21 protein-coding genes are annotated in these 25,346 nt (G+C 60.6%); 11 read left to right on the plus strand and 10 right to left on the minus strand.

All coding sequences use genetic code 11. The features are described 5' to 3' along the window. Window positions 1-138: 138 nt before the first annotated feature. A complete protein-coding gene (ribB, locus tag BLW03_RS00570) occupies window positions 139-1,299 on the minus strand; it encodes a 3,4-dihydroxy-2-butanone-4-phosphate synthase (protein ID WP_074651864.1) in 1,161 nt (386 codons plus the stop codon). Window positions 1,300-1,426: 127 nt separating this feature from the next. Further along, window positions 1,427-1,654, minus strand: coding sequence for a hypothetical protein (locus BLW03_RS00575; RefSeq protein ID WP_014785811.1), 228 nt, complete (start codon window positions 1,652-1,654; stop codon window positions 1,427-1,429). Window positions 1,655-1,885: 231 nt separating this feature from the next. Between BLW03_RS00575 and BLW03_RS00580 the strand changes: the two genes are divergently transcribed. From BLW03_RS00580 to BLW03_RS00615, 8 genes are all read left to right on the plus strand, one after another. After that, a complete protein-coding gene (locus BLW03_RS00580; protein WP_074651865.1) occupies window positions 1,886-2,581 on the plus strand; it encodes a 2Fe-2S iron-sulfur cluster-binding protein in 696 nt (231 codons plus the stop codon). Beyond that, window positions 2,578-3,624 (plus strand): FAD binding domain-containing protein, encoded by a 1,047-nt coding sequence (locus BLW03_RS00585; RefSeq protein WP_074651866.1) that lies wholly within the window; start codon window positions 2,578-2,580, stop codon window positions 3,622-3,624. The genes BLW03_RS00580 and BLW03_RS00585 overlap by 4 nt, the downstream gene beginning before the upstream one ends. After that, the gene (locus tag BLW03_RS00590) at window positions 3,621-5,882 is read left to right on the plus strand and encodes a xanthine dehydrogenase family protein molybdopterin-binding subunit (RefSeq protein WP_074651867.1); all 2,262 of its coding nucleotides are present in this window, start codon (window positions 3,621-3,623) and stop codon (window positions 5,880-5,882) included. Before BLW03_RS00585 ends, BLW03_RS00590 begins: the two co-directional genes overlap by 4 nt. Before the next feature lie 101 nt (window positions 5,883-5,983). Continuing rightward, a complete protein-coding gene (locus BLW03_RS00595) occupies window positions 5,984-8,389 on the plus strand; it encodes a RecQ family ATP-dependent DNA helicase (RefSeq protein WP_074651868.1) in 2,406 nt (801 codons plus the stop codon). Window positions 8,390-8,580: 191 nt separating this feature from the next. Beyond that, complete coding sequence (pdxS, locus tag BLW03_RS00600; RefSeq protein WP_074651869.1) at window positions 8,581-9,537, plus strand: pyridoxal 5'-phosphate synthase lyase subunit PdxS; 957 nt, start codon at window positions 8,581-8,583, stop codon at window positions 9,535-9,537. Between the two features lie 105 nt (window positions 9,538-9,642). Continuing rightward, window positions 9,643-10,404: a hypothetical protein gene (locus BLW03_RS00605; RefSeq protein ID WP_074651870.1), complete on the plus strand. Its 762-nt coding sequence runs from the start codon at window positions 9,643-9,645 to the stop codon at window positions 10,402-10,404. A gap of 36 nt (window positions 10,405-10,440) precedes the next feature. Beyond that, window positions 10,441-11,034 carry a pyridoxal 5'-phosphate synthase glutaminase subunit PdxT gene (pdxT, locus tag BLW03_RS00610; protein WP_074651871.1) on the plus strand — a complete coding sequence of 198 codons (594 nt, stop codon included), beginning with the start codon at window positions 10,441-10,443 and terminating at the stop codon, window positions 11,032-11,034. A gap of 95 nt (window positions 11,035-11,129) precedes the next feature. After that, the gene (locus BLW03_RS00615; protein WP_074651872.1) at window positions 11,130-11,909 is read left to right on the plus strand and encodes a cytochrome c oxidase subunit 3; all 780 of its coding nucleotides are present in this window, start codon (window positions 11,130-11,132) and stop codon (window positions 11,907-11,909) included. Between the two features lie 92 nt (window positions 11,910-12,001). Here the strand turns inward: BLW03_RS00615 and BLW03_RS00620 are convergent, their stop codons facing one another. Continuing rightward, complete coding sequence (locus tag BLW03_RS00620) at window positions 12,002-13,030, minus strand: M20/M25/M40 family metallo-hydrolase (RefSeq protein WP_074655677.1); 1,029 nt, start codon at window positions 13,028-13,030, stop codon at window positions 12,002-12,004. 42 nt (window positions 13,031-13,072) lie between these two features. Here BLW03_RS00620 and BLW03_RS00625 point away from each other — a divergent pair, with 42 nt between their 5' ends. Continuing rightward, the gene (locus tag BLW03_RS00625; RefSeq protein ID WP_074651873.1) at window positions 13,073-13,759 is read left to right on the plus strand and encodes an alpha/beta hydrolase; all 687 of its coding nucleotides are present in this window, start codon (window positions 13,073-13,075) and stop codon (window positions 13,757-13,759) included. An 83-nt stretch (window positions 13,760-13,842) separates the two neighbouring features. Here BLW03_RS00625 and BLW03_RS00630 read toward each other — a convergent pair whose 3' ends face one another. Next, window positions 13,843-15,093, minus strand: a complete 1,251-nt coding sequence (locus tag BLW03_RS00630) for an aspartate aminotransferase family protein (protein WP_074651874.1) — start codon at window positions 15,091-15,093, stop codon at window positions 13,843-13,845. 310 nt (window positions 15,094-15,403) lie between these two features. Here BLW03_RS00630 and BLW03_RS00635 point away from each other — a divergent pair, with 310 nt between their 5' ends. Together BLW03_RS00635 and BLW03_RS00640 are read left to right on the plus strand one after the other, a co-directional pair. Further along, a complete protein-coding gene (locus BLW03_RS00635; RefSeq protein ID WP_074651875.1) occupies window positions 15,404-18,340 on the plus strand; it encodes a GAF domain-containing sensor histidine kinase in 2,937 nt (978 codons plus the stop codon). Further along, complete coding sequence (locus BLW03_RS00640; protein ID WP_074651876.1) at window positions 18,333-19,748, plus strand: sigma-54-dependent transcriptional regulator; 1,416 nt, start codon at window positions 18,333-18,335, stop codon at window positions 19,746-19,748. The genes BLW03_RS00635 and BLW03_RS00640 overlap by 8 nt, the downstream gene beginning before the upstream one ends. A gap of 4 nt (window positions 19,749-19,752) precedes the next feature. Here the strand turns inward: BLW03_RS00640 and BLW03_RS00645 are convergent, their stop codons facing one another. From BLW03_RS00645 to hpnH, 6 genes are all read right to left on the minus strand, one after another. Next, on the minus strand, window positions 19,753-20,682 hold the full coding sequence (locus tag BLW03_RS00645) for a diacylglycerol/lipid kinase family protein (RefSeq protein ID WP_074651877.1): 930 nt from the start codon (window positions 20,680-20,682) through the stop codon (window positions 19,753-19,755). Window positions 20,683-20,694: 12 nt separating this feature from the next. Further along, window positions 20,695-21,789, minus strand: coding sequence for a zinc-dependent dehydrogenase (locus BLW03_RS00650; protein ID WP_074651878.1), 1,095 nt, complete (start codon window positions 21,787-21,789; stop codon window positions 20,695-20,697). A gap of 10 nt (window positions 21,790-21,799) precedes the next feature. Further along, complete coding sequence (locus BLW03_RS00655; RefSeq protein ID WP_074651879.1) at window positions 21,800-22,489, minus strand: phosphorylase family protein; 690 nt, start codon at window positions 22,487-22,489, stop codon at window positions 21,800-21,802. Continuing rightward, complete coding sequence (gene hpnA / locus BLW03_RS00660) at window positions 22,486-23,493, minus strand: hopanoid-associated sugar epimerase (protein ID WP_074651880.1); 1,008 nt, start codon at window positions 23,491-23,493, stop codon at window positions 22,486-22,488. Before hpnA ends, BLW03_RS00655 begins: the two co-directional genes overlap by 4 nt. Before the next feature lie 188 nt (window positions 23,494-23,681). Further along, entirely contained in the window at window positions 23,682-24,134 is a 453-nt protein-coding gene (locus BLW03_RS00670) for a hypothetical protein (RefSeq protein ID WP_074651882.1), read from the minus strand. Between the two features lie 2 nt (window positions 24,135-24,136). Further along, window positions 24,137-25,288 (minus strand): adenosyl-hopene transferase HpnH, encoded by a 1,152-nt coding sequence (gene hpnH, locus BLW03_RS00675; protein ID WP_074651883.1) that lies wholly within the window; start codon window positions 25,286-25,288, stop codon window positions 24,137-24,139. Window positions 25,289-25,346 lie beyond the last annotated feature (58 nt).

Raw genomic sequence — 25,346 nt, forward strand, 5'->3', positions numbered from 1 at the left:
GCGCCCCCTCGAACGATGGACAAGCTTGAGGTTTACGCATCGGCAAAGGGTCGTTCCGTCCTAATGGTGCCGCTGGGTGTGCGGCGACGGGTCGCCATGCTCCTTGTTGTGTGCCTGGCAATCGCCCTGAGTCTTTGTTTACGAGACGCGAGCAGGAGCCATCGCGACCTGTTCGACGATTTCGATCCCGAATCCCTGCAGTGCTGGGACGTGCGTGGGTCGCGAAACGAGCAGCCGGATGCGATGGATGCCAAGGTCCGATAGAATCTGACCGCCAATGCCGGTGTGACGCAGCGTTTGGGACTGGTCCTTCGTATTGGCTCGCATTGCCGCGTCGCGGTGCATCACCATGCGCGGCGGCGTGGTTGTTCGGTCGATGCCAAAACCGCGGCTGCCATTATGCAGGTAGATCAACGCGCCACGGCCACGCTCTGCGATGAGCCGCATGGCATTCTCGACGCTCTGACGGCACTCGCAGCCGTCATGGCAGAAGATTCCGCCAGCCATGCAGTGGGTATGCACCCGAACCAGCACCGGTTCGTTCCCCCCCGTCTCGCTCACATCGCCCAGCACCAGCGCAACGTGGCTTTCGCCCTCTTCCACATCACTGGCGTAAGCAATGGTCCGGAACTCGCCCCAGGGCGTCCGCAACATCGTCTCGGCTTCGCGACGGATATATCGCTCATGCTGCAGCCGATAGCGGATCAACTCCGCCACCGTAAGCATGCCCATGTCGTGGGTCTTGCAGAACTCGATCAGGTCCGGCACCCGCGCCATGCTGCCGTCGTCGTTCATGATTTCGCAGATCACGCCCGCAGGGATCAGGCCACTCATACGAGCGAGGTCGACCGACGCTTCCGTCTGGCCTGCCCGAACCAGGACACCGCCCTTGCGTGCACGTAACGGGAAGATATGTCCGGGGCGGGCAAGGTCGGCAGCGGTCTTACCCGCTGAGACAGCGGTAAGAATGGTGTGCGCGCGATCAGCCGCGCTGATACCGGTGGAGACACCTTCGCGGGCTTCGATGCTCTCGGTGAAGGCCGTACCGAATCGTGACGTATTCTCGGCCGCCATCGGCGAGAGTCTGAGGTAGTCCGCACGCTCTTCGGTGAGCGTCAGGCAGATCAGGCCACGGCCATATTTCGCCATGAAGTTGATTGCTTCAGGCGTGGTGAACTCGGCGGCAAGCGTCAGATCGCCTTCGTTCTCGCGGTCTTCATCGTCGACCACCACAATCATGCGCCCCGCGGCAAACTGCCGCAGCGCCTCCGGAACGTCGATGAAAGGACTTTCAGGCATAGGTCTTGAGTGTATCTCCCACGGTTTGGATGATCCGGGAGGAGCGAAAGCCTCAGAACAAACAGGGATGCTGGACCAAAGAAAAGCCCCGCATTGCGCGGGGCCCTCCTGAGTTGCTGACACGCTTTTACAGCGTGGACTCGATTTCGAAACCCCAGGCCTCGAGCAGCGCCTCCGGGATGTACTTCGAGTTCTTATTACGGCGCGCCCATTCACGAAGACGCGTCGACCGGATGTACTGGTCCGGGGTCAGCTTGTATTCCTTTACGACCAACTCAAACGATGTGACGGTCGGCACTACCGGTCCAATCGGCTCCGGCTTGCCCCAATTCGGGTTTCCACGACGCTTCGCCATCTTTTCTCCTCAACCCTAAGTCGCATGCCACGCGGAGCCTGATCGGGCGCAGCCCACAAGGCGTAGCAAACACCTTAGTTTACCGCACTTTCGCCAGAACTCCAAGGCACTCTCATGCTGTGATCGCGTCAATGTGGCGCTCCAGGCGTGGACATCCTACGCCCCTGAACGAATCATCACAGACTTGTCGCGTTTACACTTCTCTGCCAACGCACCACAATTTGAGGCCCCATGAGCAATCCAAAGTGTCACACCGTTGATACGGCCCCCGGACCGGAGGAACTCCGCAACTGGGAGGTCAGCCGCCGAACTTTCCTGCAATCGGCAACAGCGCTCGGCGCAACGATGGCTGCAGGTCTTTCTCCTACGGAAGCAAGCGCGCAGGGTGCAATGATCGGCGCCGCAAAGACCAAGTCCGTTACCTTGAACATCAATGGGGAAAACCACTCCATCCAGCTGGATACCCGTACCAGCCTGCTGGACGCCCTCCGGGATCACCTGGACATGACCGGCTCGAAAAAGGGCTGCGATCACGGGCAGTGCGGCGCCTGTACTGTCCTTGTGAATGGTCGACGGGTGAACAGTTGCCTGTTGTTAGCCGTCTCCGCCGAAGGCGATCCGATCACAACGATCGAGGGACTCTCCCATGGCGAAAATCTGTCGCCAATGCAGGCTGCCTTTCTGGAACACGATGCCTTCCAGTGCGGTTATTGCACGCCTGGCCAGATCTGCTCAGCCACTGCTCTGCTGGACGAGATCAAAGCCGGTCAGGCATCCGTTGTCTCGTTTGAGGACGGATCCCAGAACGCACCGAAGCTGACCGACCGCGAGATCAAGGAGCGCATGAGCGGCAACATCTGCCGCTGCGGCGCGTACCCAAACATTGTGAGCGCAGTACGCGCCGTCGCGAAAGGAATGAGCCTGTGAACCCCTTCGCCTATCAAAGAGCCACCGCGCCCGAGGGCGCCATCCACTCCATCGCGACAGACAAGAACGCCAAGCTGCTCGGGGGTGGTACCAACCTGGTCGACCTAATGAAGCAGGACGTCGAACATCCGACGACGCTGATCGACATCACACGTCTGCAGGCGCTGTCGCACATCGAAGCGGCTGAAGGTGGTCACCGCGTTGGCTCGCTGGTTCGCAATAGCGATCTAGCCAATGATGCTGCTGTACGCAAGACCTATCCGCTGCTCTCGCAAGCGCTGCTGGCCGGTGCCTCCGCACAGCTACGGAACCTCGCAACCACCGGCGGTAACCTGATGCAGCGCACCCGCTGCTACTACTTCTACGATCCCGCGCTGCCCTCCTGTAATAAACGCGCGCCCGGCTCCGGTTGCGGCGCCATCCAGGGCTTCAATCGCATCCACGCGATCCTTGGTCAGACGGATGAAGGCGCAACCAGCGCCCACACTTGCATCGCAACCAATCCGAGCGACATGAATGTTGCGCTCTCGGCACTTCATGCAGTGGTTGAAATCAGCGGGCCTAAGGGTAAGCGTACCGTGCCCGTCCGCGAGTTCCACCGTCTGGTCGGTAAGACGCCCGACCTCGACACCAACCTGCGGCAGGATGAGCTGATCACCGGCGTCCACCTGCCGGCATCCGCCGCAAAGTTCGCGGCGAACAGCTACTACCTCAAGGCACGCGATCGCCAGAGCTATGCCTTCGCTCTCGTCTCGGTTGCTGCCGGTCTCGAGATGGACGGCGGCAACATCAAGTCCGTCGCGCTCGCACTTGGCGGAGTAGCGCACAAGCCATGGACAAGCGAAGCGGCTGAGAAGGCGATGGTCGGCAAGCCGGCCACCGAAGAGACATTCAAGGCGGCGGCGGAAGCTGCACTCCAGGGTGCGAAGGGCTACGAGCACAACGCCTTCAAGATCGAACTCGCCAAGAGCTGCATCGTCCGCGCCTTCACCCTCGCGGCACAGGGCACCGGCAACCACGGTGCAGAAGGAGCAGCAGCATGATTGACGCGATGCAAGACGAAAAGAGTCCCGTCGGCAACGGCAAGGAACTTCCAGTGCGTTACGACGGCAAACTGAAAGTCATGGGCAAGGCGAAGTACGCCGCGGAGTTCTCGAAGGAGATGGAAGAGCAGTTCAAGGGCAAGGGCATGGTGTACGCCTACCTCGTTCTCTCGCACATCGCTTCCGGCGAGATTGTCAGCATGGACACCACCGCTGCGGACCGTGCTTCCGGCGTCGTCAAAATTCTGACGCCCTTCAATGCACCTAAGCTCCCCATGGTCGCGCCGCAGCCGCCTGCCACGCGCAAGCTGTCACTGCTGCAGGACCGCAACGTCTATTACAACGGCGAGCCGATTGGCGTCGTCGTGGCCAAGTCCCAGGTTGAGGCTGCGCATGCTGCCTCGCTGATCAAAGTGAAGTACAAGGCATCACCCCCGAAGCTCGGCTTTGAAAAACGTCTCGGAGAAGCCCGCATGCCTAAGGGCGGCAATGCTCCCAAGGCACAGAAGCACGGTAACGAGGCGGAAGCTTGGGCTAAAGCGACGACCGTCGTTGAGCAGACGTACTCCACACCGCTGCAGACGCACAATCCCATGGAGCCGCATGCCACCATTGCTGCGTGGGACGGCGAAAAGCTCACTGTCTACGACGCCACCCAGTACATCAGCGGCGACAAATTGACGCTGGCCAAGCACTTCTCTCTACCGCTCGACAACGTTCATGTCATCGACCCTTACGTTGGCGGTGGATTTGGGTCAAAGGGATCCACGTGGTCTCACGTGATCCTGTGCGCCGTGGCCTCAAAAGTGGTGGGCGCGCCGGTACGACTGGCCATGGAGCGCACACAGATGTTTGGACCGGTCGGTGGCCGTCCAAAGACCGTCCAGAAGATCAAGCTCGGCACAGACGCGAATGGCAAGCTCGTGGCCATGCAGCATGACGTCATCATGCCGGCCTCGATTATGGAGGACTTCCTGGAGGCTGCAGCCACGCAGACTACCATGCTCTACCAGTGCGATCAGATCTCCACCTCGCACAAGATGGTTGACATGAACATCGGCGTGCAGACGTTTCAGCGAGCGCCCGGCGAATCCGTCGGCACCACGGCGCTCGAATCGGCGATGGATGAGCTTGCCATCAAGCTGAATATGGATCCGCTCCAATTACGTCTTCTGAACTACGCGGAGAAGGACCCGGGTGAGCAGAAAGAGTTCTCGTCGAAGAACCTGAAGCAGGCCTACACCGACGCAGCCCAGCGCTTCGGCTGGACCAAACGCAACGGCACGCCCGGAGCCATGCGCGAAGGCAACAAGCGCGTCGGCTACGGCATGGCGACGGCAACGTATCCCGCAAATCGCTCGGCTGCCATGGCTGTCGTTCGCCTGCTGCCCAGCGGGCGAATCTTCATCGGCTGCGGCACGCAGGATCTCGGCACCGGCATGTACACCATGATGGCGCAGACGGTCGTGCAGGAATTGGACGTGCCGTGGGATATGGTCGACGTAAAACTCGGCGACTCAACGCTGCCGAAGGCTCCGGTGTCTGGCGGATCGCAGTCAACTGCTTCGGTTGGGCCAGCGGTCAAGGACGCATGCAGCCAGTTGAAGCTCAAGCTGGCATCGATGGCCGTCTCTGACCCTTCTTCGAAGCTCTACCAGGCCATGCCGCAGGACATCGACGTTAAGGGCGGCATGCTGACTTCAAGGACGGACCCTTCGAAGTCGGAACCGCTCTCCCTGTCTATCACCCGGAACAAGGGCGCGGTTATCGAAGAAATGGGCTCTGGCGAACCCAGCCAGGAAGCTTCCAAGCAGCTCTCAACGCACAGCTGGGGCGCGGTCTTCGTAGAGGTTGCGGTCGACGAGCACACGCACATGGTAGAAGTACGTCGCGTCGTCGCGACCTACGACATTGGCAAGCTGCTCAATCAGAAGACGGGCATGTCGCAGCTTGAAGGCGGCATCGTGTGGGGTATCGGCACCGCGCTGACGGAAGAGACAGTGCTGGACAACATCACAGGCCGCATCGTGAACAACAACCTCGCGGAGTACCACGTGCCCGTGAACCTTGACGCCGGGACCATTGACGTCAGTGTGATCGACAGACCGGACATCAAGTTCAATCCGCAGGGTGCTCGCGGCATCGGCGAGATCGGAATCACCGGCATCGCAGGCGCCATAGCCAACGCCATCTACAACGCAACAGGCAAACGCGTCCGCGACTTCCCCATTACGCCGGACAAGATCATGGCTGCATAAGACAACCTGCACAGGAAAAGATAAGCGGCACCAGCAATGGTGCCGCTTATCTTTGTGCATCATCGTAGAGGCGAACGCTATGCGAAAATAGCATTCACCGCATGGCCTCCACTCCGCCCCAGCCCGACCTTCAGGCACTGCTCCACAGCACCTTTGGCTTTCGCGATTTTCGCGTGAACCAGCAGGCTGTATGCGAGGCTGCAACGGCAGGTCGGGATGTCCTGCTCGTCATGCCGACGGGCGCTGGCAAGAGTCTTTGCTACCAACTCCCCGCGCTTGCACGGGGCGGCACAGCCCTCGTGATTTCACCGCTCATTGCACTCATGGACGACCAGGCGCACAAGCTCACAGCGCTTGGGCTGAACGTGGGGCGCATCCACTCCGGCATGGATCGTGAACACAGCCGTCAGGTCTGCCGCGACTATCTGGACGGCAAACTGCAGTTCCTGTTCATCGCACCCGAACGCTTCCGCGTACCGGGTTTTGGCGCCATGCTGACCAAGCGCCTGCCTTCGCTGATCGCGATCGACGAAGCACACTGCATCTCGCAATGGGGCCACGACTTCCGGCCCGACTATCGCAACCTGGCAGCGCATCTGCGATCGCTCCGCCCAGCCCCGGTGATCGCCCTCACAGCCACGGCCACCCCGCAGGTGCAGCGAGACATCGTCAGCGAACTCGCCCTGCACGACCCCAGGCAGTTCATCCACGGCTTCCGCCGCACCAACCTCGCGGTCGAAGTCGTCGAGGTCAGCAAGCCGCGCCGCATTGAACTCGCGCGTAAGTTGCTGAAGGACGCGTCCAACCGCCCCGCCATCATCTACGCGCCATCGCGCAAGGACGCTGAGGCACTTGCGATCGAACTCAACACCGACTTCCCTACAGCCAGCTACCACGCCGGCCTGGACCCCGGTACGCGCGACCGGGTGCAGCGCAGCTTCCTTGACGGCAAGACGGAGGTCGTCGTTGCGACCATTGCCTTCGGCATGGGTATCGACAAGGCAGACGTACGGACGGTGCTACACATGGCCATGCCTGCGTCGGTTGAGAGTTTCTACCAGGAGATTGGTCGTGCCGGCCGCGATGGCAAGCCTGCCCGCACCGTGCTGATGTACAGCTTCGCCGACCGGCGGATGCATGACTTCTTCCTGGAGCGCGACTATCCACCTGCAGACACACTGGCACGCATCGCGACTGCACTCGGAGACGAGCCAATCCATGCGGACGACCTACGCATCCGCCTGAAATTGGACCTCGATATCTTCGGACCTGCGCTCGATAAGCTGCTGGCCCAGGGCGCCGCGCAGATCGACATGGGCGGCAACGTCACCCGTGCAGAAAACCCGAACGCACAATGGCGTCGCACCTACGACACCCAGGTAAATTTCCGCCGTAGCCAGATCGACGCGATGATGCGCTTCGCCTCGGGCGCAGAGTGCCGCATGGCCGCGCTCATCAAGCACTTCGGCGACTCCTCCGACAGCAGCCGCAGTTGCGGCCTTTGCGACTTCTGCTCGCCGGAGCGCGCCTCCGCACAGGCGTTCCGTGAACCGACCAGCGACGAGATGCGCGAGATCAAGCGCATGCTTCGCGCCCTCTCCGGTGCTTCCGCCGGCAAGTCCACCGGGAAGCTCTACACCGAGCTGTACCCTGGCGGAGCGCTTGACCGGAAAGAGATGGACGCGCTCCTCGATTCGCTGACACGCGCCGGGTATACCGCCGTCGAGTCCGCCAGCTTCGTCGCAGAAGACGGCCGCGAGATCAGTTACCGTCGGGCCCTTCTGACTCATGAAGGTCGCGAAGTCGAAGACACGGGCGAGGACCCCGTCGGGCTTCAGCTACGCGACGCCGAAACCGTCAACGCAGGACGCACGCGAACGCGTGACCGCAGCACATCGACGGCCGCGAAAAAGAAGTCGGCCGACACCGAGAACACCCCGCTCTCCGCCGAACAGAAGCAGCTTGATGCGGCACTGCGCGCCTGGCGAGCCTCGGAGGCGAAAACCATCGGCAAGCCCGCATTCGTTGTCTTTGGTGACCGCACACTTCGGGCTATCGTCCTGGACGCACCCGCCTCCATGGCCGATCTGCAAAACATCTCAGGCATCGGCCCGGCAAAGGCCGAGCGCTTCGGCGAGGCAATCCTGGCCGTCGTCAGTGGTAGTCCCACACCTGTGAGGAAGCCTACGCCCCGTGCTGCCGATACGAAGACGACGCGCGCACCTGCCGCGACGACCGTGCAGAAGACCATCTCCTATGCGTCGCCGACTCCCGCAGCGGTCACCCCACACCAATCGCTGGAACATGCTTTGAAAGTTTGGCGCATGCGAGAGGCACAGCGGCAATCCACCGCCCCCTTCGACCTCCTGCACGACCGGACCATCCGCGAGATCGCGGAACAGAAGCCCCAATCCCTGGAGGACCTTCGCACTGTCGATGGTATCGACGGTGCCTGGATCGACCGCTTTGGCGCTGCTGTTTGCTCACTAGTGTCGCAGCACGCGTAAAGTTGTGCACCGGCCCACCGCTGTGTGCTGCAAACAAACCGACCCCACCTCGTCCGCCTACCGCACACAGTCGTAGATCGAAGAACTACGCGATAGATTCGCTGCTAAACTTACTTTGCTGGCCGGAATGCACGCTGATTCGGCACTTACCCGTCCAAATTTTCAGAACCACCCGAAGGAGCAATTGCGCCATGGCTGACCTCTCTTCTTCTAACGGCAACTACGCACCGCACGGTTTGCGGCTGAAGACCGGCCTGGCCGAGATGCTTAAGGGCGGCGTCATCATGGACGTCATGAATGTTGAGCAGGCGCGCATCGCGGAAGAAGCCGGCGCTGTCTCCGTCATGGCTCTCGAGCGCGTTCCTGCGATGATCCGCGCCGAAGGCGGCGTGGCTCGCATGGCGAACCCCAAGCTCATCAAGGAAATCATCGCCACGGTTTCCATCCCGGTCATGGCAAAGGCCCGCATCGGCCACTTCGCCGAAGCGCAGGTCCTGCAGCACCTCGGCGTTGACTTCATCGATGAGAGCGAAGTCCTGACGCCCGCCGATGAGGTCTACCACATCGACAAACACGCCTTCACCACACCCTTCGTCTGTGGCGCACGCAATCTCGGCGAGGCGCTTCGTCGCATCGCAGAAGGCGCTGCCATGATTCGCACCAAGGGTGAGCCCGGCACCGGTGACGTCGTTCACGCCGTGCAGCACATGCGCCAGATCATCCGCGAGATCAAGGGCCTCACCGTCCTCGGCGACGAAGAACTCTACAACGCTGCCAAGGTCCACGGCGCGCCGTATGAGCTGGTACGCATGGTTGCGCAGACGGGTAAACTTCCCGTTCCGAACTTCTCAGCGGGCGGCATTGCCACACCGGCTGACGCTGCACTGATGATGCAGCTCGGCGCTGAGACAGTATTCGTTGGCAGCGGCATCTTCATGAAGGAGGGCGCAACCCCCCTCAACGTGGAGAACGATCCCAAGGATCGCGCCGAGGCCATCTCCCGCGCTAAGGCCATCGTGATCGCGGCGACGCACTACGACGATCCAAAGATCCTTGCGGAAGCCAGCGAGGCTGTCATCGGTTCGATGAAGGGGCTTGCAGCAGCAGCCATCGAGGAGAAGAACCTGATGCAGACTCGCGGCTGGTAGGCGTCGAGCGCCCACTGACCGCTTTCCGTGGGCTTTCGTCGGTCAACGCAAAGATGTAGACGAAAGGCCGCGAGCTATCGTGGCCTTTCTCTTTTGGAGAATCCAATGGACGACGTGACCCTGATGAAAGTACCGGACGGTGGCTTTGCGTACGTCCCGAGCCGCGGGCGTGCTTTCTCAACGGGAGTCGTCGCGCTGGAAGGTCACGTGTTGCGCCGCGTCCATCTGCAGCACCCTCTTTCCTTCGAGGCCGGATTCCAATTTGCAGCGGGGTCCATCCGAGCTGCGGGGCGTCCGCTCAATGCTCTCTGCGGGTGTGAGCTGCGCATTGCGAGACGTCTGACACGTTCGGAATTCTCGGAGTTCAACCAGCGATATATTGCTGCGCTTCGGACTGCTGGTTTCAACACAGAGCCCGTAAATCCAGCCGCTCGAACAAATGTGGTGCCCTTCGCCGGAACACCAACAGATGCGACACTTACCGCTTTCACCTTCGCGACGCCCGGGTGCGCACGACCGACGGGCCCGGACTTTCTCGTCTCCGGCAAACCCGAACTCACGGGAGACTCTGATGAGGTCATTGCTCCCTCCGACCAGTCGGTTGCAGGATTGGAAGCGAAGGCTGCTTTCGTCCTAGAAGAGTTGCAGCTCATCGTGCGGCAGCTTGGCGCTCAATGGGTCAATGCCACTGCCGTACAGATCTACTCACAGCATTCGGTGGGTAATCTCAAAGTGGTTTCCGAATCAGGCCTGCCGATTGCCGTTTTCACGCACGTACCTGGCGACCCACCCGTCTTCGGACCCGGCGGCGTGCCACTTGAATTTGAGGCCGATGTTCGCTCGGTCACTCTTGAGGACGCCCTATAAGTCTCGGCAGCGCCATGCAGCCGCTATGATGGCGGTATGGCCGATCTTTCCGCGCAACCAACCATCGGTATCCTCGCGCTCCAGGGCGCTTTCGACGCACATGCGCGCATGCTCCAGGCGCTCGGAGCAAAGACCGTGCTGGTCCGTAAGCCCGAGCAACTAGCTACCATCGACGGCCTCGTGATTCCGGGGGGCGAATCGACCACCTTTCTGAAACATCTGGAGCGAGCCGGTTTTTTTGAGGCACTTGCTGACTTCACCCGTGTAAAGCCTACCTTCGGCACTTGCGCCGGCGTCATCCTATTGGCCAAGACGGTGCTCAGTCCTGCTCAGAAATCTCTGAAAGTGCTCGACATCACCATCGAACGGAATGCCTACGGCCGTCAGAACGACTCGCGCATCCTCGAGGCTGAGACGACTTTGCCTGGCGGGCCCATCGAGATGGTTTACATCCGCGCGCCACGCATCACAGCGATGGGTCCGGGGGTCGAGGTTCTGGCCGATCGAGAGGGCTCCCCGACCCTCGTCCGTCAGGGTCACCTTCTTGCCGCGACCTTTCACCCGGAACTGTCAACCGACCCGCGTGTGCACCAGCTATTTCTTGACCTTGTGACGTCCGCGCGGATCTGACGTCCGATTTTCGAAGCTCTGACTGCAGATTTGCGCCTAACGGGTTTTCAGCAGCGCGGGCACGGAGTACACTCAACGCCAACAGCGCCTGCGCCATGCCCGCTATTCTTCATCCCGATGAGGTCGTTGAAAAACGGCCGTCCCGCCGCGTAGACGAGGGTGATACCGGTGGCGGTCGCCTGCCTCCGATTGAGCCGAAGCACACCGGCGGTGGCGGTGATGGTGACAACTGGAACAACAAGCCGGTGGGCCGTCGCGGTCCGCGCGAACGGCTGGGAAACTATCGTCGTGGCCTGTTCTTTGCCCTGGCCGGCGACCTGATGTTCTTCGTTGCAATTGTCTGCGCCTTCTTCGCAACCAAGCATTCCGGCCACATCGATGCCTATAACCACTGGGTCTATTCGTGGGTCCCGATCACAATCCCCGCAATCCTGTGGCTGAATACGGGTGCGCTCATCCTTTCGTCCATTACGGTGGAGGTGGCACGCCGCTCCATATTCCGTGAGATCGACGTCATGGAAGAGTGGCTGGGCATGGGCACTCCAACGCGTAAGCGCGTGATGCCCTGGCTGGCCGCATCGACCCTGCTCGGACTTGCTTTCCTGTGGGGACAGTACCTGGCCTGGAAGCAACTGGCACGCGAGCCGCTCTTCATTCGCGGCAACCAATCATCGCGTTTTTTCTACCTGATTACCGGCATTCACGGCGTCCACCTGCTGTTGGGGATCGTCCTCTTGATCGCTGCATTTATCGGGATGCGGACCGTCCGGCAGATCGAATCGCGACAGATACTAGTAGACAGCAGCGCCTGGTACTGGCACACCATGGGCGTGCTCTGGATCTTCCTCTTCGGTCTGCTGATCTACGGACAGTAACTCCGGAATACTGACAGGCTTACCTGAAACGAAGATGCTGGTCGGCCAGTGAAGACCCGACCAGCACAGAACTCAGGCATCGCTGCAAGAGGCTAGAGCCCCTTCGCCAGTCCGCTCACCAACTCCGCATACTTTTCAACGGCTTCCAGTAGTTCCGACTTGAGTACGCGCTCATCTGGCGTATGTGCGACGTGGATGGTACCCGGTCCCAGCAGCATCGGCTCGCCCCAGTTGGTAAGTGACGAGATATCCGTCGCGTACTTCGCCACCATCGTCTCCCAGCCGGGCATGCGCTTCATGCGAACGGCCGACAGGTCGAGAGCGAATTTGATATCGCAGCGGCCCGCGACCACTTTCTCCACGATGTCCTTCACTTCGCGCGAGTCGCCAATGGTCCGGATCAGCACATGCGCTTCCGCAGCATCTGCGATAACGTTCGGTGCGCGACCGCCGCTTATCAAGCCGGCGTTCACCGTGGTCTCACCGATCTCAACATCCGCTGGGTACTCCGTCCGCTGCAGCTCGTGCAGGACGTCGACCAGCTTATTGATTGCTGAGTCACCGAGCTCCGGATAGGCCGAGTGCGCCATCTTTCCGCTGGCACGTAATTCCACACGGAGTGCACCCTTGGTGGCGAGCGCAAGCTTATTCTCGGTGGGCTCACCGTTGATCAGGTAGCGCGAGCCGTTTCCGTTCTGGTTTGCGACCTTCGCTCCGGCTGAATCGCGCTCTTCGCCGACGACGTACAGCAAGCCGACGGCAACACCGCCATTGTGCAATTTCTCTGCCGCGCACACCTGTGAGGCAAGGATGCCCTTGGCATCGCACGACCCGCGGCCATAGACGTATGTGTCGTCTTCGCTCGATTCGAAGTACGGCGGAACCGTGTCGAAGTGCGTGGAGAGCGTGATCACCGGTGACGTGCCGGGCATGGTGGCGTACACGTTGAAGCGTTCCCCGGAGGAGCCGTTGATGCCTGGCTGTTCTACCTTCTGCCGTTCTACGTTGTAGCCCAGACCGCGCAGGTATTCGTCAAGAAACACGCCGCAGCGGCCTTCGTTATAGGTCGTCGATTCGATGTCGACAAGCTTTCGTGTCAGCGCAATAGGATCGATGGCCATGCACACAAGGATACTCGACGAAGCGATGACTATCATCGAAGGATGGCTGCAACCATTCAAACCATTGAGACACTGCGCGGACCTGCGGGTCTGTTAGAGGGTCTACTGAACGTCGGCAGGACCGACGCGACTTATTCCGCGCTGGTTTGCCATCCACACCCGCCGTCTGGTGGCACCATGCATACGAAGGTCGTGTACCAGGCGGCGAAGGCGTTCTCGCACTTCGGTGTACCGGTATTGCGTTTCAACTTCCGTGGTGTTGGCCGCAGCGAAGGCGTGCATGACAATGGCCCCGGTGAGATCGAAGATGTGCGCGCCGCGATCGACTGGCTCAGCCACGAGTTCGGCCTGCCGATCCTGCTCGCTGGGTTCTCCTTCGGAGCAAACATTGCGTTCCGTGCAGGATGCGGCGACCCACGCATCAAGGGGCTCGTCGGCCTGGGGATGCCGGTGGAGGCAGGCGGCCGCAAGTACAGCTACGAGTTTATGAAGGACTGCACGGCGCCTAAGCTCTTCCTAACCGGTGCTGAAGATCCATTCGCACCGCGAGCACTGATGGAGCATGTGTTTGCGAACGCCCCAGGCGACACCCAGATGCAGTGGATCGAAGGGGCGGAGCACTTCTTCGCGGGTGTGCCGTCTTCGCCCACGGTCAAGCTCGATCGCATGCAGCTCGCCCTTCGCGAGTGGCTGCATGCACGGTTTTTCCCGACGATACCCGTCGCCTAGTCTTGGGAACGCCCCATAGGCAAAGCCACGAAGTTCCGGGAGATGCTGTGGCTTCCGCTTTGGTATGAGGCCCCTTCAAAGCACTAACGAGCGGCGACCAGCACCTCGCGTTGAATCGTCTCAGCGGCCCGCTCCATCAGTGGTTCCAGGATTCCCATGGCGGCATTGACATGGGAGCGCTCGAGCAGGAACGCCGGCAGGAAACGCATGACGCTCCCTTGTACAAAGTTGAGCATCAGCCCTTGACGTAGCGCCTCCTCGGCCATGGGACGTCCCGGGAGCGTCAGTTCAAGCGCCTGAAGCAGGCCGACACCACGCGCCTCGACGGCGATGTCGCTTGAAGCCGCGAGCGCCTGCAGACGCTGCTTTAAGTAAAGTCCCGTATCTGTCACCCGGTCCAGCAGCCTCTCATCCTCAACGACGTCGAGAAACTCCAGTCCAAGACGGCATGCCAATGGGCTTCCGCCAAGCGTACTGCCGTGCTTTCCAAGGCCCAGGACGTGGAAAAGATCGGCGTTCACCAGGAGTGCGGAGAGCGGCAGCCCGCCGCCCAGAGGCTTGCCCAGGATCAAGACGTCGGGTTTAACACCGGAATGCTCGTACGCAAACCACTTACCGGTCCGGCCCAACCCGCACTGGATCTCGTCCAGAATCAGCAGTGCATGGTGCTTGTCCGCAAGGCGGCGCGCCTCCTGCAAAAAGTCGCGAGAGAGTTCGTAGACGCCGCCCTCACCAAGCACGGTCTCTAGAAGGATGGCGCAGGTGTCGTCGCTGACCATCGCGCGCAGCGCTTCAATGTCTTCACGCGGCGCGAAGTCCACCCCCGGCAGTCCGGGCTCAAAGTCATCGCGATACTTCGCCTGTCCCGTCACCGAGAGCGAGCCATAGGTGCGGCCGTGGTAGCTGCCTAGTAAAGAGACCACCCGCATCTTGCCCGGATGGAAATTTTCTTTGCCAAAGGCGCGCGCAAGCTTCAGCGCCCCTTCGACCGCTTCCGAGCCGCCTGTCGAATAGAAAGCACCCGCCATGCCAGACAAACTGCACAACCGCTCCGCGAGTTCGCCCGCATACGGCGTGCAGTATTGCGGAGACAGGTGGACAAGTTTCGCTGCCTGGTCGGCCGTGGCCTGCACCATGCGGGGATGGGCGTGCCCAAGGGCGTTGACGCCCAGACCGGCCATCATGTCCAGGTACCTGTTTCCCGAACCATCGAAAAGGTACACCCCCTCACCACGCTCCATTACAACCGGGAAGCGTGCGTAAACGGGCAACAGGTATTCGCTGTCGCGACGAAGGATGGCCTGTGCAGCTGCGCTTTGTCCGAACCGTCTCATGTAGCCTTTGAGTTCATCGCAAACGCTTCAGCGGGTCAAGGATTTTGCACCTATTCTCTTCTCGCCGAGGTCGATTGGCGACAACGGAAGTGCAGTGATCTACAAGCTTTTGCAGTCACTTCTATGGGAAAACATAGAAGTTGCCGGCGTTCCGGTCACCGGTATGATGATTAAGTACGAACAAGCCATTTCCACTACAAACAGTGCATATCGGTGGCGTTGATCGCCGCAACTGATTGGCCTTTAACGTGCACTATACGGGTAACGTGGCCGCACTCCGCGGCTCGTTACCGGAGACAAGACCAGAGGAATGGGCAAGGCGCTACAAACCCGCGTGACCGCCATCGTGTTGGCGATAGTGACGTTGCTGGTCTGCGCTTTGGGCATCGCCAACTTCCTTCAGGAGAGCTCCTACGAAGCGCCGACGGATGGCGTCTGGTGGATCGAGGGCTCTGGTGGACTGCTCGCGGAACGTGTTCCGGCAAACTCGCCTGCCCACCGCGCTGGCGTTCGTGAAGGCGATCTCCTCGTAACCGCCAATAAGCGCGACACACGAGTAGCCGCCGCTCTGCAGCGCGAGATGGGCCATACCGGCACCTGGGGCCACATCAACTATTCGCTGATGCGCGGCAGGGCGCCGCTTGACGTTCCGGTCATTCTTGAGCCAACGGACCGCAGTCGTAACCAGGGTCTGCGGCTGATCGCGTTGGCGTATCTCGCCATCGGGATGTACGTTCTGCTGCGACGCTGGACGGCGCCGAAGGCGATGCACTTCTACGTCTTCTGTCTGGTGTCCGGCGTGCTCTATAGCTTCCGATACACCGGCGTCTTCGATACGCTGGACTGGATCTGTTACTGGGGCGTGCTTGCCGCGGGTGCATTGCAGCCTGCACTCTTTCTGCACTTCGCCGTTTCGTTCGGAGAGGTGGCACAGTCGCTGCGTCGCAAGGCGCTGGTCGCGATCCTGTACGTCCCGGGTGCCGTTGTCTTCGGCCTCCAGATCGCAGCGATTACCCGCTGGTCCGCCACCGAGCGCCTGAAGCATCGGCTGGATCAGATCGGCGTAGGCTACCTGGCGCTCTTCTATGTGATCGCGGCCGTTGTCTTCTGGTTCCGTTACCGCGCTGCGGACAAACCTCTTGAGCGTCAACAATTGAAGTGGCTGACACGCGGCACGCAACTCTCAGTCATTCCCTTCACCGCGCTCTATGCCATCCCATATCTGGCAGATGCCGATGTCCCCCTGACGCTCGCCCGCATCGCCGGCTTCGCGCTGATCTTCCTGCCGCTGACCTTCGCATGGGCCATCGTTCGTTACCGGCTGATGGACACAGACCTGATCTTCAAGCGTGGTGTTACCTACACGCTGGCGACGGCGGCGCTCATCGGCGTTTACTTTGGCGTGGTCGCTCTATCGGCCGAAGTCGTTCACACGCGGTTGCCCAGCCTTAGGATATGGGGTCTCCTTGCGGGTATTGTCGCCACCGCGCTGATCTTCGAGCCGATCAAGGCTGCTATCCAGGCCCGCGTCGATCGAGTTTTTGATCGCAAGCGCTACGACTACCGTGAAACCCTGATCGAATTCAGCCGGGGCCTCTCATCCCAGACGGACCTGCCGACACTCTCGCAGTCGATCGTTGAGCGCCTTTCTCAGACGTTGCTGGTTTCACGTGTTGCAGTCTTCGTCGCGTCCGACGAAGGGACCGGTCGCGACTTCTCGCTCGTCGCATCTCATGGCCTGCCGGATAACATCCTTGTCGATCTACCGACACAGACCTCGCGGAACTCGTTCCTGAACTTTGGCCTGCTCTCGCAGGACCACATCTTCTTCGAGAATCCGCAGCAGTTGCTCCACCTGGAGCCTGCTGAACAGCGGATGGCATCGCTGCTGGACCTGAACTACTATCTGCCGTGCCGCGTATCGCGACAAGGCCATGCGTCGCGCACCATCGCTGTCATCGGCCTGGGCCGGACGCAAGAAGGCGACTTCCTCTCGTCGGAAGACATGGAGTTGCTGAGCTCACTTGCCGGCTACATCGGCATCGCCATTCAGAACGCGCAGCTCTTCTCGCGGCTTGAGCAGCAGATCACGGAATTCGAACGCCTGAAGGAATTCAACGAGAACATCGTCGAGTCGATCAAGGTTGGCATCTTCACGCTGGACCTCAACAATGCCGTGGAAAGCTGGAACGCCGAGATGGAAGTGATGTATGCGCTGCCACGCGCAGACGCCATTGGCCGTAATGTCGCGGAGCTCTTCCCGGAGACCTTTCTCGAGCCCTTCTTCGAGGCGCACAATCAGCCTGGAACGCACCACCTCTCCAAGGTGCGGCTTGACCTGCGCACCGGCGAGAGCCGCACGGCAAATATTGCCATCGCTCCACTGCTGACGCGCGATTTCGTCTCCGTTGGTTCCATCGTCATGATGGAAGACATCACGGACCGGACGCGCCTGGAAGGCCAGCTCACACAGGCCGAGAAGCTCTCCTCCATCGGTCTGCTCGCGGCGGGCGTGGCGCATGAGGTGAATACGCCGCTGGCGGTCATCTCCTCCTACGCACAGATGCTGCAGAAGCACACGCGCGATGACGTTCGCCTGACTCCGATCCTTGAGAAGATCACGCAGCAGACCTTCCGCGCGTCTGAGATCGTGAATGGCCTGTTGAACTTCTCGCGGACCAGTTCGACGGTCTTCGCATCGCTCGATCTGAATGCAGTCCTGCGCGAGACGCTGACGCTCATCGATCACCAGCTCCGCACGGCGCGTGTCACGGTTGACGCAGATCTGCAGCTTCCGCTGCCGCGCATCTATGGCAGCCAGGGCAAGTTGCAGCAGGTGATCCTGAATCTGTTGCTGAATGCGAAGGATGCCATGAACGACGGCGGTGGCGGTACCCTCCGCCTGGTCACTTTTGACAACGGGCACGACGTGACGCTGCGCGTCACCGATACCGGTTCCGGCATCGATCCAGAGCATCTGCACCGCATCTACGACCCCTTCTTCACGACAAAGAATGCGCCGCGTCAGGGTCAGCACAAAGGCACGGGTCTGGGCCTGTCAGTTTCTTATGGCATCGTGCAGGAGCATAATGGCCGTATCGCGGTGGAGAGCACCGTCGGCGTGGGCACCACGTTCACGCTCGACTTCCCCATTGAGCCATCGCCCAAGGACGACCCGAGCGCACAGCGCGAACCGTCGGCTGTCGCGGCGACCGATACCAGCGAAGCAAGGACTGTGAATGCCTGAGGCAACACCCGACAACGTATCCGCACTGGGCGCACGCATTCTCATCATCGACGACGAAGCCGGCATCCGCGACTCACTCGAGGCGCTGCTCACCCTGGAAGGCTTCACCGTCGATCTGGCCACGGAGGGCACCAGCGGCCTCGAAAAACTTTCGACCAACGAGTACGACCTGCTCCTGTTAGACCTGTCCATGCCCGGTGAGAGCGGCATCGACCTGCTGCCGCGCATCAAGCGCATGCGGCCGGAGCTGCCGGTCATCATGATTACGGCCTTCGGGACAGTCGGCAACGTCGTTGATGCACTCCGCGCGGGCGCAGACAACTTCGTCCAGAAACCCTGGGACAACGAAAAGCTGCTGGCGGACATGCGTACCGCCATCGCGAAGCACCGGTCGCAGCAGGAAGTCGTTCAGCTTCGCAAGACGCTCAAGCAGCGCTACAGCTTTGACAACATCATCGGCAAGTCCGACATCATGGGAAAGCTGCTGGACACGGTCGCCCAAGTGGCGCCGGCGAAGACCACCGTCCTGATTCAGGGCGAGAGTGGTACCGGTAAGGAGTTGATCGCCAAGGCGATTCATACAGCCAGCCCGCGCCGCGACAAGCCTTTCGTCGCCATCAACACAGGCGCCGTACCGACCGACCTGCTGGAATCAACTCTCTTCGGCCACGTGAAGGGTGCGTTTACTTCTGCTGTTGCCGCAAAGAAGGGCCTCTTCGAAGTAGCCGATGGCGGCACACTTTTCCTGGACGAGATTGGCACCATGCCCATCGAGACCCAAGCCAAGGTACTCCGCGCGCTACAAGAGCGCCGCTTTATGCCGGTGGGTGGCACGGCTGAGATCGCGGTTGATGTCCGCATCGTCGCCGCTACCAACGTCAATCTTCAGACCGCCGTACGCGACGGCCGCTTCCGCGAAGACCTGTTCTATCGTCTCTCGGTCATCACGCTGGACCTGCCCGCACTGCGTCAGCGCAAAGAAGATGTGCCCCTGCTGGCGGCGCACTTCCTCCGCCATTACAGCGAGGAGAACGGCTTCGAACTTCGCACGCTGGCTCCTGATGCTCTGCGCGCCATGCTGGACTACGACTGGCCCGGCAACGTCCGCGAACTGGAGAATGCGATGGAGCGCGGCGTCGTGCTCTCCGGCGGCCCCACCATCACGCTGGAGTTGCTGCCACAACAACTCAGTGGCACGGTGTACACCGCAGCCGTTCTTGACCACAAGACCGACGCATCTCTCTTCGACATCATGGAAGAGATCGAGCGCCGCATCCTGGCCGACCGCCTGGAGCGCTGCAACTGGAATCAGACAGAAGCCGCAGAGTTCCTGCGCATCCCGCTCAGCACGCTAAACCAGAAGATTAAGCGCCTGAACGTTGAGATCAAAAAGCGTCATCGAGACTAAATCCTCAAACGCGCGCCTTCAAGGACGCGGGCAGCAGGAACGAAACCGTACGCGCTGGCAAAAGATCCATCGTGGCGGGAAGGCTGCCAATCCACTCGCCATCCGCTTGTACATACGTTTTTCCTTCTGCTCCATCACAGGTGAACGAGGTGACGTCGAGCTTGCTGGTGAGTGGATTCCAACGTTCCAAGCGCAGCCATGCCGACAGGAACCAGAACGGCATGGCGAGCAGCGCCGGCGATTTCACCAGGACAAGACGCATCGTCTTATCGTTCAACGTGGCTCCCCGTGCGACACCGGGGAAGATGCCGCCCAAGTTGCCGATGCGCAGCGCCATCGCGCTTACCGCCTGAGATGCTCCCCTTGTTCCGTCCGCAGTCTTCCATCGCACCGTGAAGTGATGGAAGCGTCCGCGCAAGAGTAGCCGAACAGCGTGCCACAGGTAAGACCATCGTCCCGCATGACTTCGGTCCACCGTAAGCATCCGGTACATCAAGGCGCCGTCAGGACCAGCGCCAGCCATCGTCAGGAAGTAGCGTTTGCCGTCCGTTGTGACGCATCGGCCAACGGCTGTAGTCCGCTCGTGTGTTGCCGCGTAGGCGGCGGCGGCTCGCAGTGGATCGGGTGGAATCGAAAGCTCGCGGCAGAGAGCGTTTGCGCTGCCGAGTGGAATGACGGCCAGCTTTGCAGATGTGCCGACAACGCCCTGTAGTACGTCGTGCACGGTGCCATCACCGCCGCAGGCGAAGATGACTTCCGCGCCGTCTGCAATGGCAGATCGGACCTGCGCATCTGCACTACTGCGATGCGTCGTTGCACTGACTGTGAGGTCATAGCCGTACCCGCGCAGTAGCGCAGCGATCTGCGATACCGTTAGTTCACGCGAGGACCGATTGCGACCCGACTGCGGATTGTAGAGCAGCAGGCCGCGCATGATGTCTGCCTTCTAGGGCTGGATGACGATCTTCATGGAGTTGGCTACGGGGTGCGACGCAAGGTCGATGCCCTTTACGGCGTCTTCCAGTGAGAAGCGGTGCGAGATCAGCTTTGTCAGATCGAAGCTGCCATCGCGATAGCCGCTGAAGACAAGCTCGATCGCCTCGTCCTGAATGGCGACGGAGGATGAGTACGAACCCATCAGCGTCTTCTCATCCATGCAGACGGCTGCTGGATCGAAGGGCGCTTCGCCATGCTGCGTCTGCGCGAACAGGCAGACGCGGCCACCGGGCCGAATCGCATTCATGGCGAGCGTGATCAGGCTGTTCGCGCCAACGGCGAGCAGCGCCACGTCTGCTCCCCGGCCCTCGGTGACACGTTTGCACTCCGCAACGACGTCGGCGTTGGCATCCAGCGGATGATCAAGGCCGTAGCCCGCTGCAACGGCGTGACGTTCCGCGTAGAGATCGCTCGTAAGCACATGCGGCGTCTTGCGCTTGGCGAGCGCCGCCAGCAGGATGCCGATGGGACCCTGGCCGATGACGAGGACCGTTTCGTCGTCTTTCAGTTCGAGGAGTTCGATGGCCTTGTAGCAGGTATTCACTGGCTCGATCCACGCCGCCTGCTCGAATGGAATATCGTCCGGCAGCTTGATCAACCCCTTGCGGACGATCCAGTCCATGACGCGAATGTACTCCGCGAAGCCCCCACCGGAGGGTTCCCCGAAGCCCGCGGTTGCGCCGACCTTCTTGTAGGTCTCGCACTGCGCGAAGGTCTGCTTGCGGCAGTAGTAGCACTCGCCGCAGGGGATGTGGTGGAAGCTCATGACGCGGTCGCCGACGGCGAAGCCTTCGAGATCTTCGCCGACCTGCACGATGGTGCCCGCCATCTCATGCCCGAAGATTCGCGGCGCGGAGTGCGAGCCGGTATGGATCTTCTTAAGGTCCGTGCCGCAGATGCCGCAGGTGTCGATCTTCATCAGCACTTCACCCGGGCCGATGCCCGGGACGGTCACGGTCTCCACGCGCACGTCGTTTACGGCGCGATAGACGGCAGCGCGCTGCTCGTTTGGGATCTTGCTCTCTGTCTCTGCGGTAACACTCATCGGTCTTTCCTTACTTCGGTCGTTCAATTCCAATGTCATCGGCGATGGCTGCGCAAAGATTGGCGGCGGCCAGACTCGCCTGCTTGCCGAATTGCGCAAGCGAACTCCAGTACTTCGGCTTGGTGGCAACGTGTGCGATGAAGCGTGTCGTTGCAAACCGTCCTGCCGCGGTCACGAACGGATTCATGTCCGGGAGGTCCTCCTCAAGGGTATCGCTGATCGCCTTGAGGGCCCGAAAGCCCAGGCCATTCGCCTGCGCCAGTCGCGCGAGCGTCGAAGCTTCCATGTCCACCGCAACAGAACCCGCGTAGGTTCCTGCCAGGCGATGCTTCTCTTCACGCACCGCGACCCGCGAGGAAGTCAGCAACAAGCCACCTGATCCGTTTGCTGGCAGCATTTCACCAGTGTTTAAATCGCGCACCATGCTTGGCCGGATAATGGCGCCCGGTGCAAGCTCCTCCCTTAGCGCGCCAGCCCAGCCGACCGAGAGCACTTGCATCGGTTCACACACTTGTCGTGCGCGTGCGAAAGAGCGCATCGCTGCGTTCGCCCCCATGCCACCTGCAAAGGCCATGATGGGACCGTTGGGATGTTGCCAGCCGTCGACGCCGTCCTTTGTCTCCAGCGCAGCCCAGCTACGAACCAGGGGCTTCAACTCGCCGGGCATAGCCGCGATGATCACGATGGCATCGTTCATCATGCGGTGGCCTCATAGGCGGGAGCATAGCCATTCGCAACGAACCACTCCATTGCGGACCGCAACGCGGTTTCAACCGGCTTCACAGCGAATCCGAGTTCTCTCTCCGCCTTTGCGGACGAGGCGAACATCATTTTGCGGCCCATGCGTACGGCTTCCACGGTTGCGCGAGGTTCTTTGCCACGGAGCTTGCCGGTGATGGTCTCATCGAAGAACGCAAAGGCCATGGCAACGCTGTGCGGGACCTTGTGCTTCGGAGAAGGCAGGCCACTGATCGCAGCCATGCGATCGAGGATCTCCTTTAAGGTGAGGTTCTCACCGCCGAGGATGTACCGATCGCCGGGTGTGCCACGATTTAGCGCAACGACATGCATGCGCGCGATCTCTGCCACATCAACGAGGTTCAAGCCGGTATCAACATACGCAGGAAAGTTCCTGTTGAGGAAGTCGACGACGATGCGACCTGTCGGCGTTGGCTTGCGATCCTGCGCACCAATCGGCGTCGTCGGATTCAGGATCATCACGTGTTGGCCGGCACGAGCGGCGGCAATCGCTTCCTGTTCGGCAAGCCACTTCGACCGCTTGTAGTGGCCGATCATATCGGCTTCGCTGACTGGTGTTGTCTCGTCGACGATGATGTGCGACTTCGTGAAGCCCATCGTCGCGACACTCGAGGTGTAGACCACGCGTGGCACGCCAACCTCACGCGCCAGCTTGAGCAGCTCGCGCGTGCCTTCGACATTTGCCTGGTACATATCAGCAGGATCCGGCACCCATAGGCGATAGTCCGCCGCGACATGCACAAGCGCATCACAGCCCGTTAGCGCCGACCGCAGCGTGGAAACATCCCGGAGGTCACCCACGACCGTCTCGCCAACAGTGCCCTCGAGCGAGGCCAAATTACTGGAGGAACGTGTCAGCAGCCGTAGCTCGGCGCCACCATCGCTATAGGCACGCGCGACATGGCTTCCCACGAATCCAGTCGCACCTGTAAGAAAGACCTTCATGAGATTGAACACGCTGCTTTCGGTGCAAGTTCAGCTTCGTTCACCGGCGGAGTGACCCTCATCAGAACGAGTCGCCCATCTCCATCCTGTGTCGCTTCAAAGATAGAGCCCGGCCCAGCGGCCAGGCTCTTCGTCAGTTCGTCAGGTAGCGCGATGCAGCCGCAGTCCTGCACCTTGATCTGCACGGACTAGTCCAGCTTCTCCGGCTCAATCTGAATGTTCTTTTCGCCGGCTGCCTTTTTCTCCCAGTACTTCTTCACCCAGGCGTCAAACGTTCTGCCGGCAGCCGTATCACGACCGCTGAAGTTCACTGCGGCAATCTCGCCGTAGGGAATGCTGCGGCGAGAACGGTCCTCCCCCTTCGAGGGCATAAGACGAACCATCGAATCAAGAAGCGTCTTTCCCTCGCGGCGGTCGTAGATGTAACCCTCGACGACTTCGCCGGAGCGAAGCGTCAGCGTCACATCACCGCGATAGTCGAATGCCTTCTCGAGCGCATCGCGGGTTTCAGCCTCGGTTGCAAGCTCCGGGATCCAACCCTCAAGGTTCTCGCGCTCACGGCCTGCCATCACTTCAAGCTGGTCAGGAGAGGCTGTCTGCAACTCTTCAATCTTCAGGTGTTCCTGCTGGTCAGTAGCCATACTTAGTCTCCCGCCACCAGCGATTCGGCGTGGTTCACGCGCTCAGCTTCAGGCGATAGAATTCCCGAGCCGATCTGCACCAGTTGGCCGTGGTTCGTCGGGCGCCAGTCGTTCAAAATCTTGTTTGCGCCGTCGTCCTTGTAGGTATTGAAGAAGATCGCCTTCGCGGTCTGCAGCAGTCCCTTAACGGAGCCAAAGGTGTAGTTGACGCCGCTGGCCTCATAGCCCGAGTGCACCATGCAGTTCGCGCAACGCGGATTGCCGCTCTCAGTGCCATAGTTGGCCCACTCGACCTCCTGCATCAGCTCCGCGAACGAGTCCGCATAGCCATCCTGCAGCAGGTAGCAAGGCTTCTGCCATCCGAAGATGGAGTACGTCGGCATGCCCCAGGGGGTGCACGTCAGTTCCTTCTTGCCCATCAGGAATTCCATGAACATGGGCGAAGCATTGAAGCGCCAGGTCTTCTTGCGGTTCGAAAGCAGAGCGCGGAAGAGCTTTCGCGAACGGGCGCGGCCGAGGAAGTGCTTCTGGTCAGGAGCCTTGTCGTAGGTGTAACCGGGCGACACCATCATGCTCTCGACGCCGGCTTCCATCAGCTGATCGAAGTGGCGGCGAACAGAGTTCGGATCTGCACCATCGAAGAGCGTCGTATTCGTCGTGACGCGGAAGCCTGCTGCGACAGCGGCATGAACGCCTTCCATCGCGATGTCATATCCACCTTCACGGCAGACACCGAAGTCGTGATGCTCGCGCTCACCGTCCACATGGACGGAGAACGACAGGTACTTCGACGGCTTGAACAGGTGCAGCTTTTCCTTCAGCAGCAAAGCGTTCGTGCACATGTAGACGTACTTCTTGCGCGCGACCAATCCGGAGACAATTTCCGGCATACGCGGATGCAGCAATGGCTCACCGCCGGGGATGGCGACCATGGGCGTTCCGCACTCGTCGACCGCCTTGAAGCACTCTTCGGGCGTCAGCTCAGCCTTCAGAATGTGGGCCGGGTACTGGATCTTGCCGCAGCCGGCACATGCCAGATTGCAGCGGAACAACGGCTCCAGCATTAACACCAGCGGGTACCGCTTCTTGCCCATCATCTTCTGCTTCAGGACGTAGGTTGCCACGGTCCAAGCTTGCGAAACTGGAACTGCCATTCGCTTTACCTCCAGCGTGCTTTACACGCATGCCGCGCAGATGCGCCGCAAATTCAAG

Source organism: Terriglobus roseus, assembly GCF_900105625.1.
Lineage (GTDB): Bacteria > Acidobacteriota > Terriglobia > Terriglobales > Acidobacteriaceae > Terriglobus > Terriglobus roseus_B.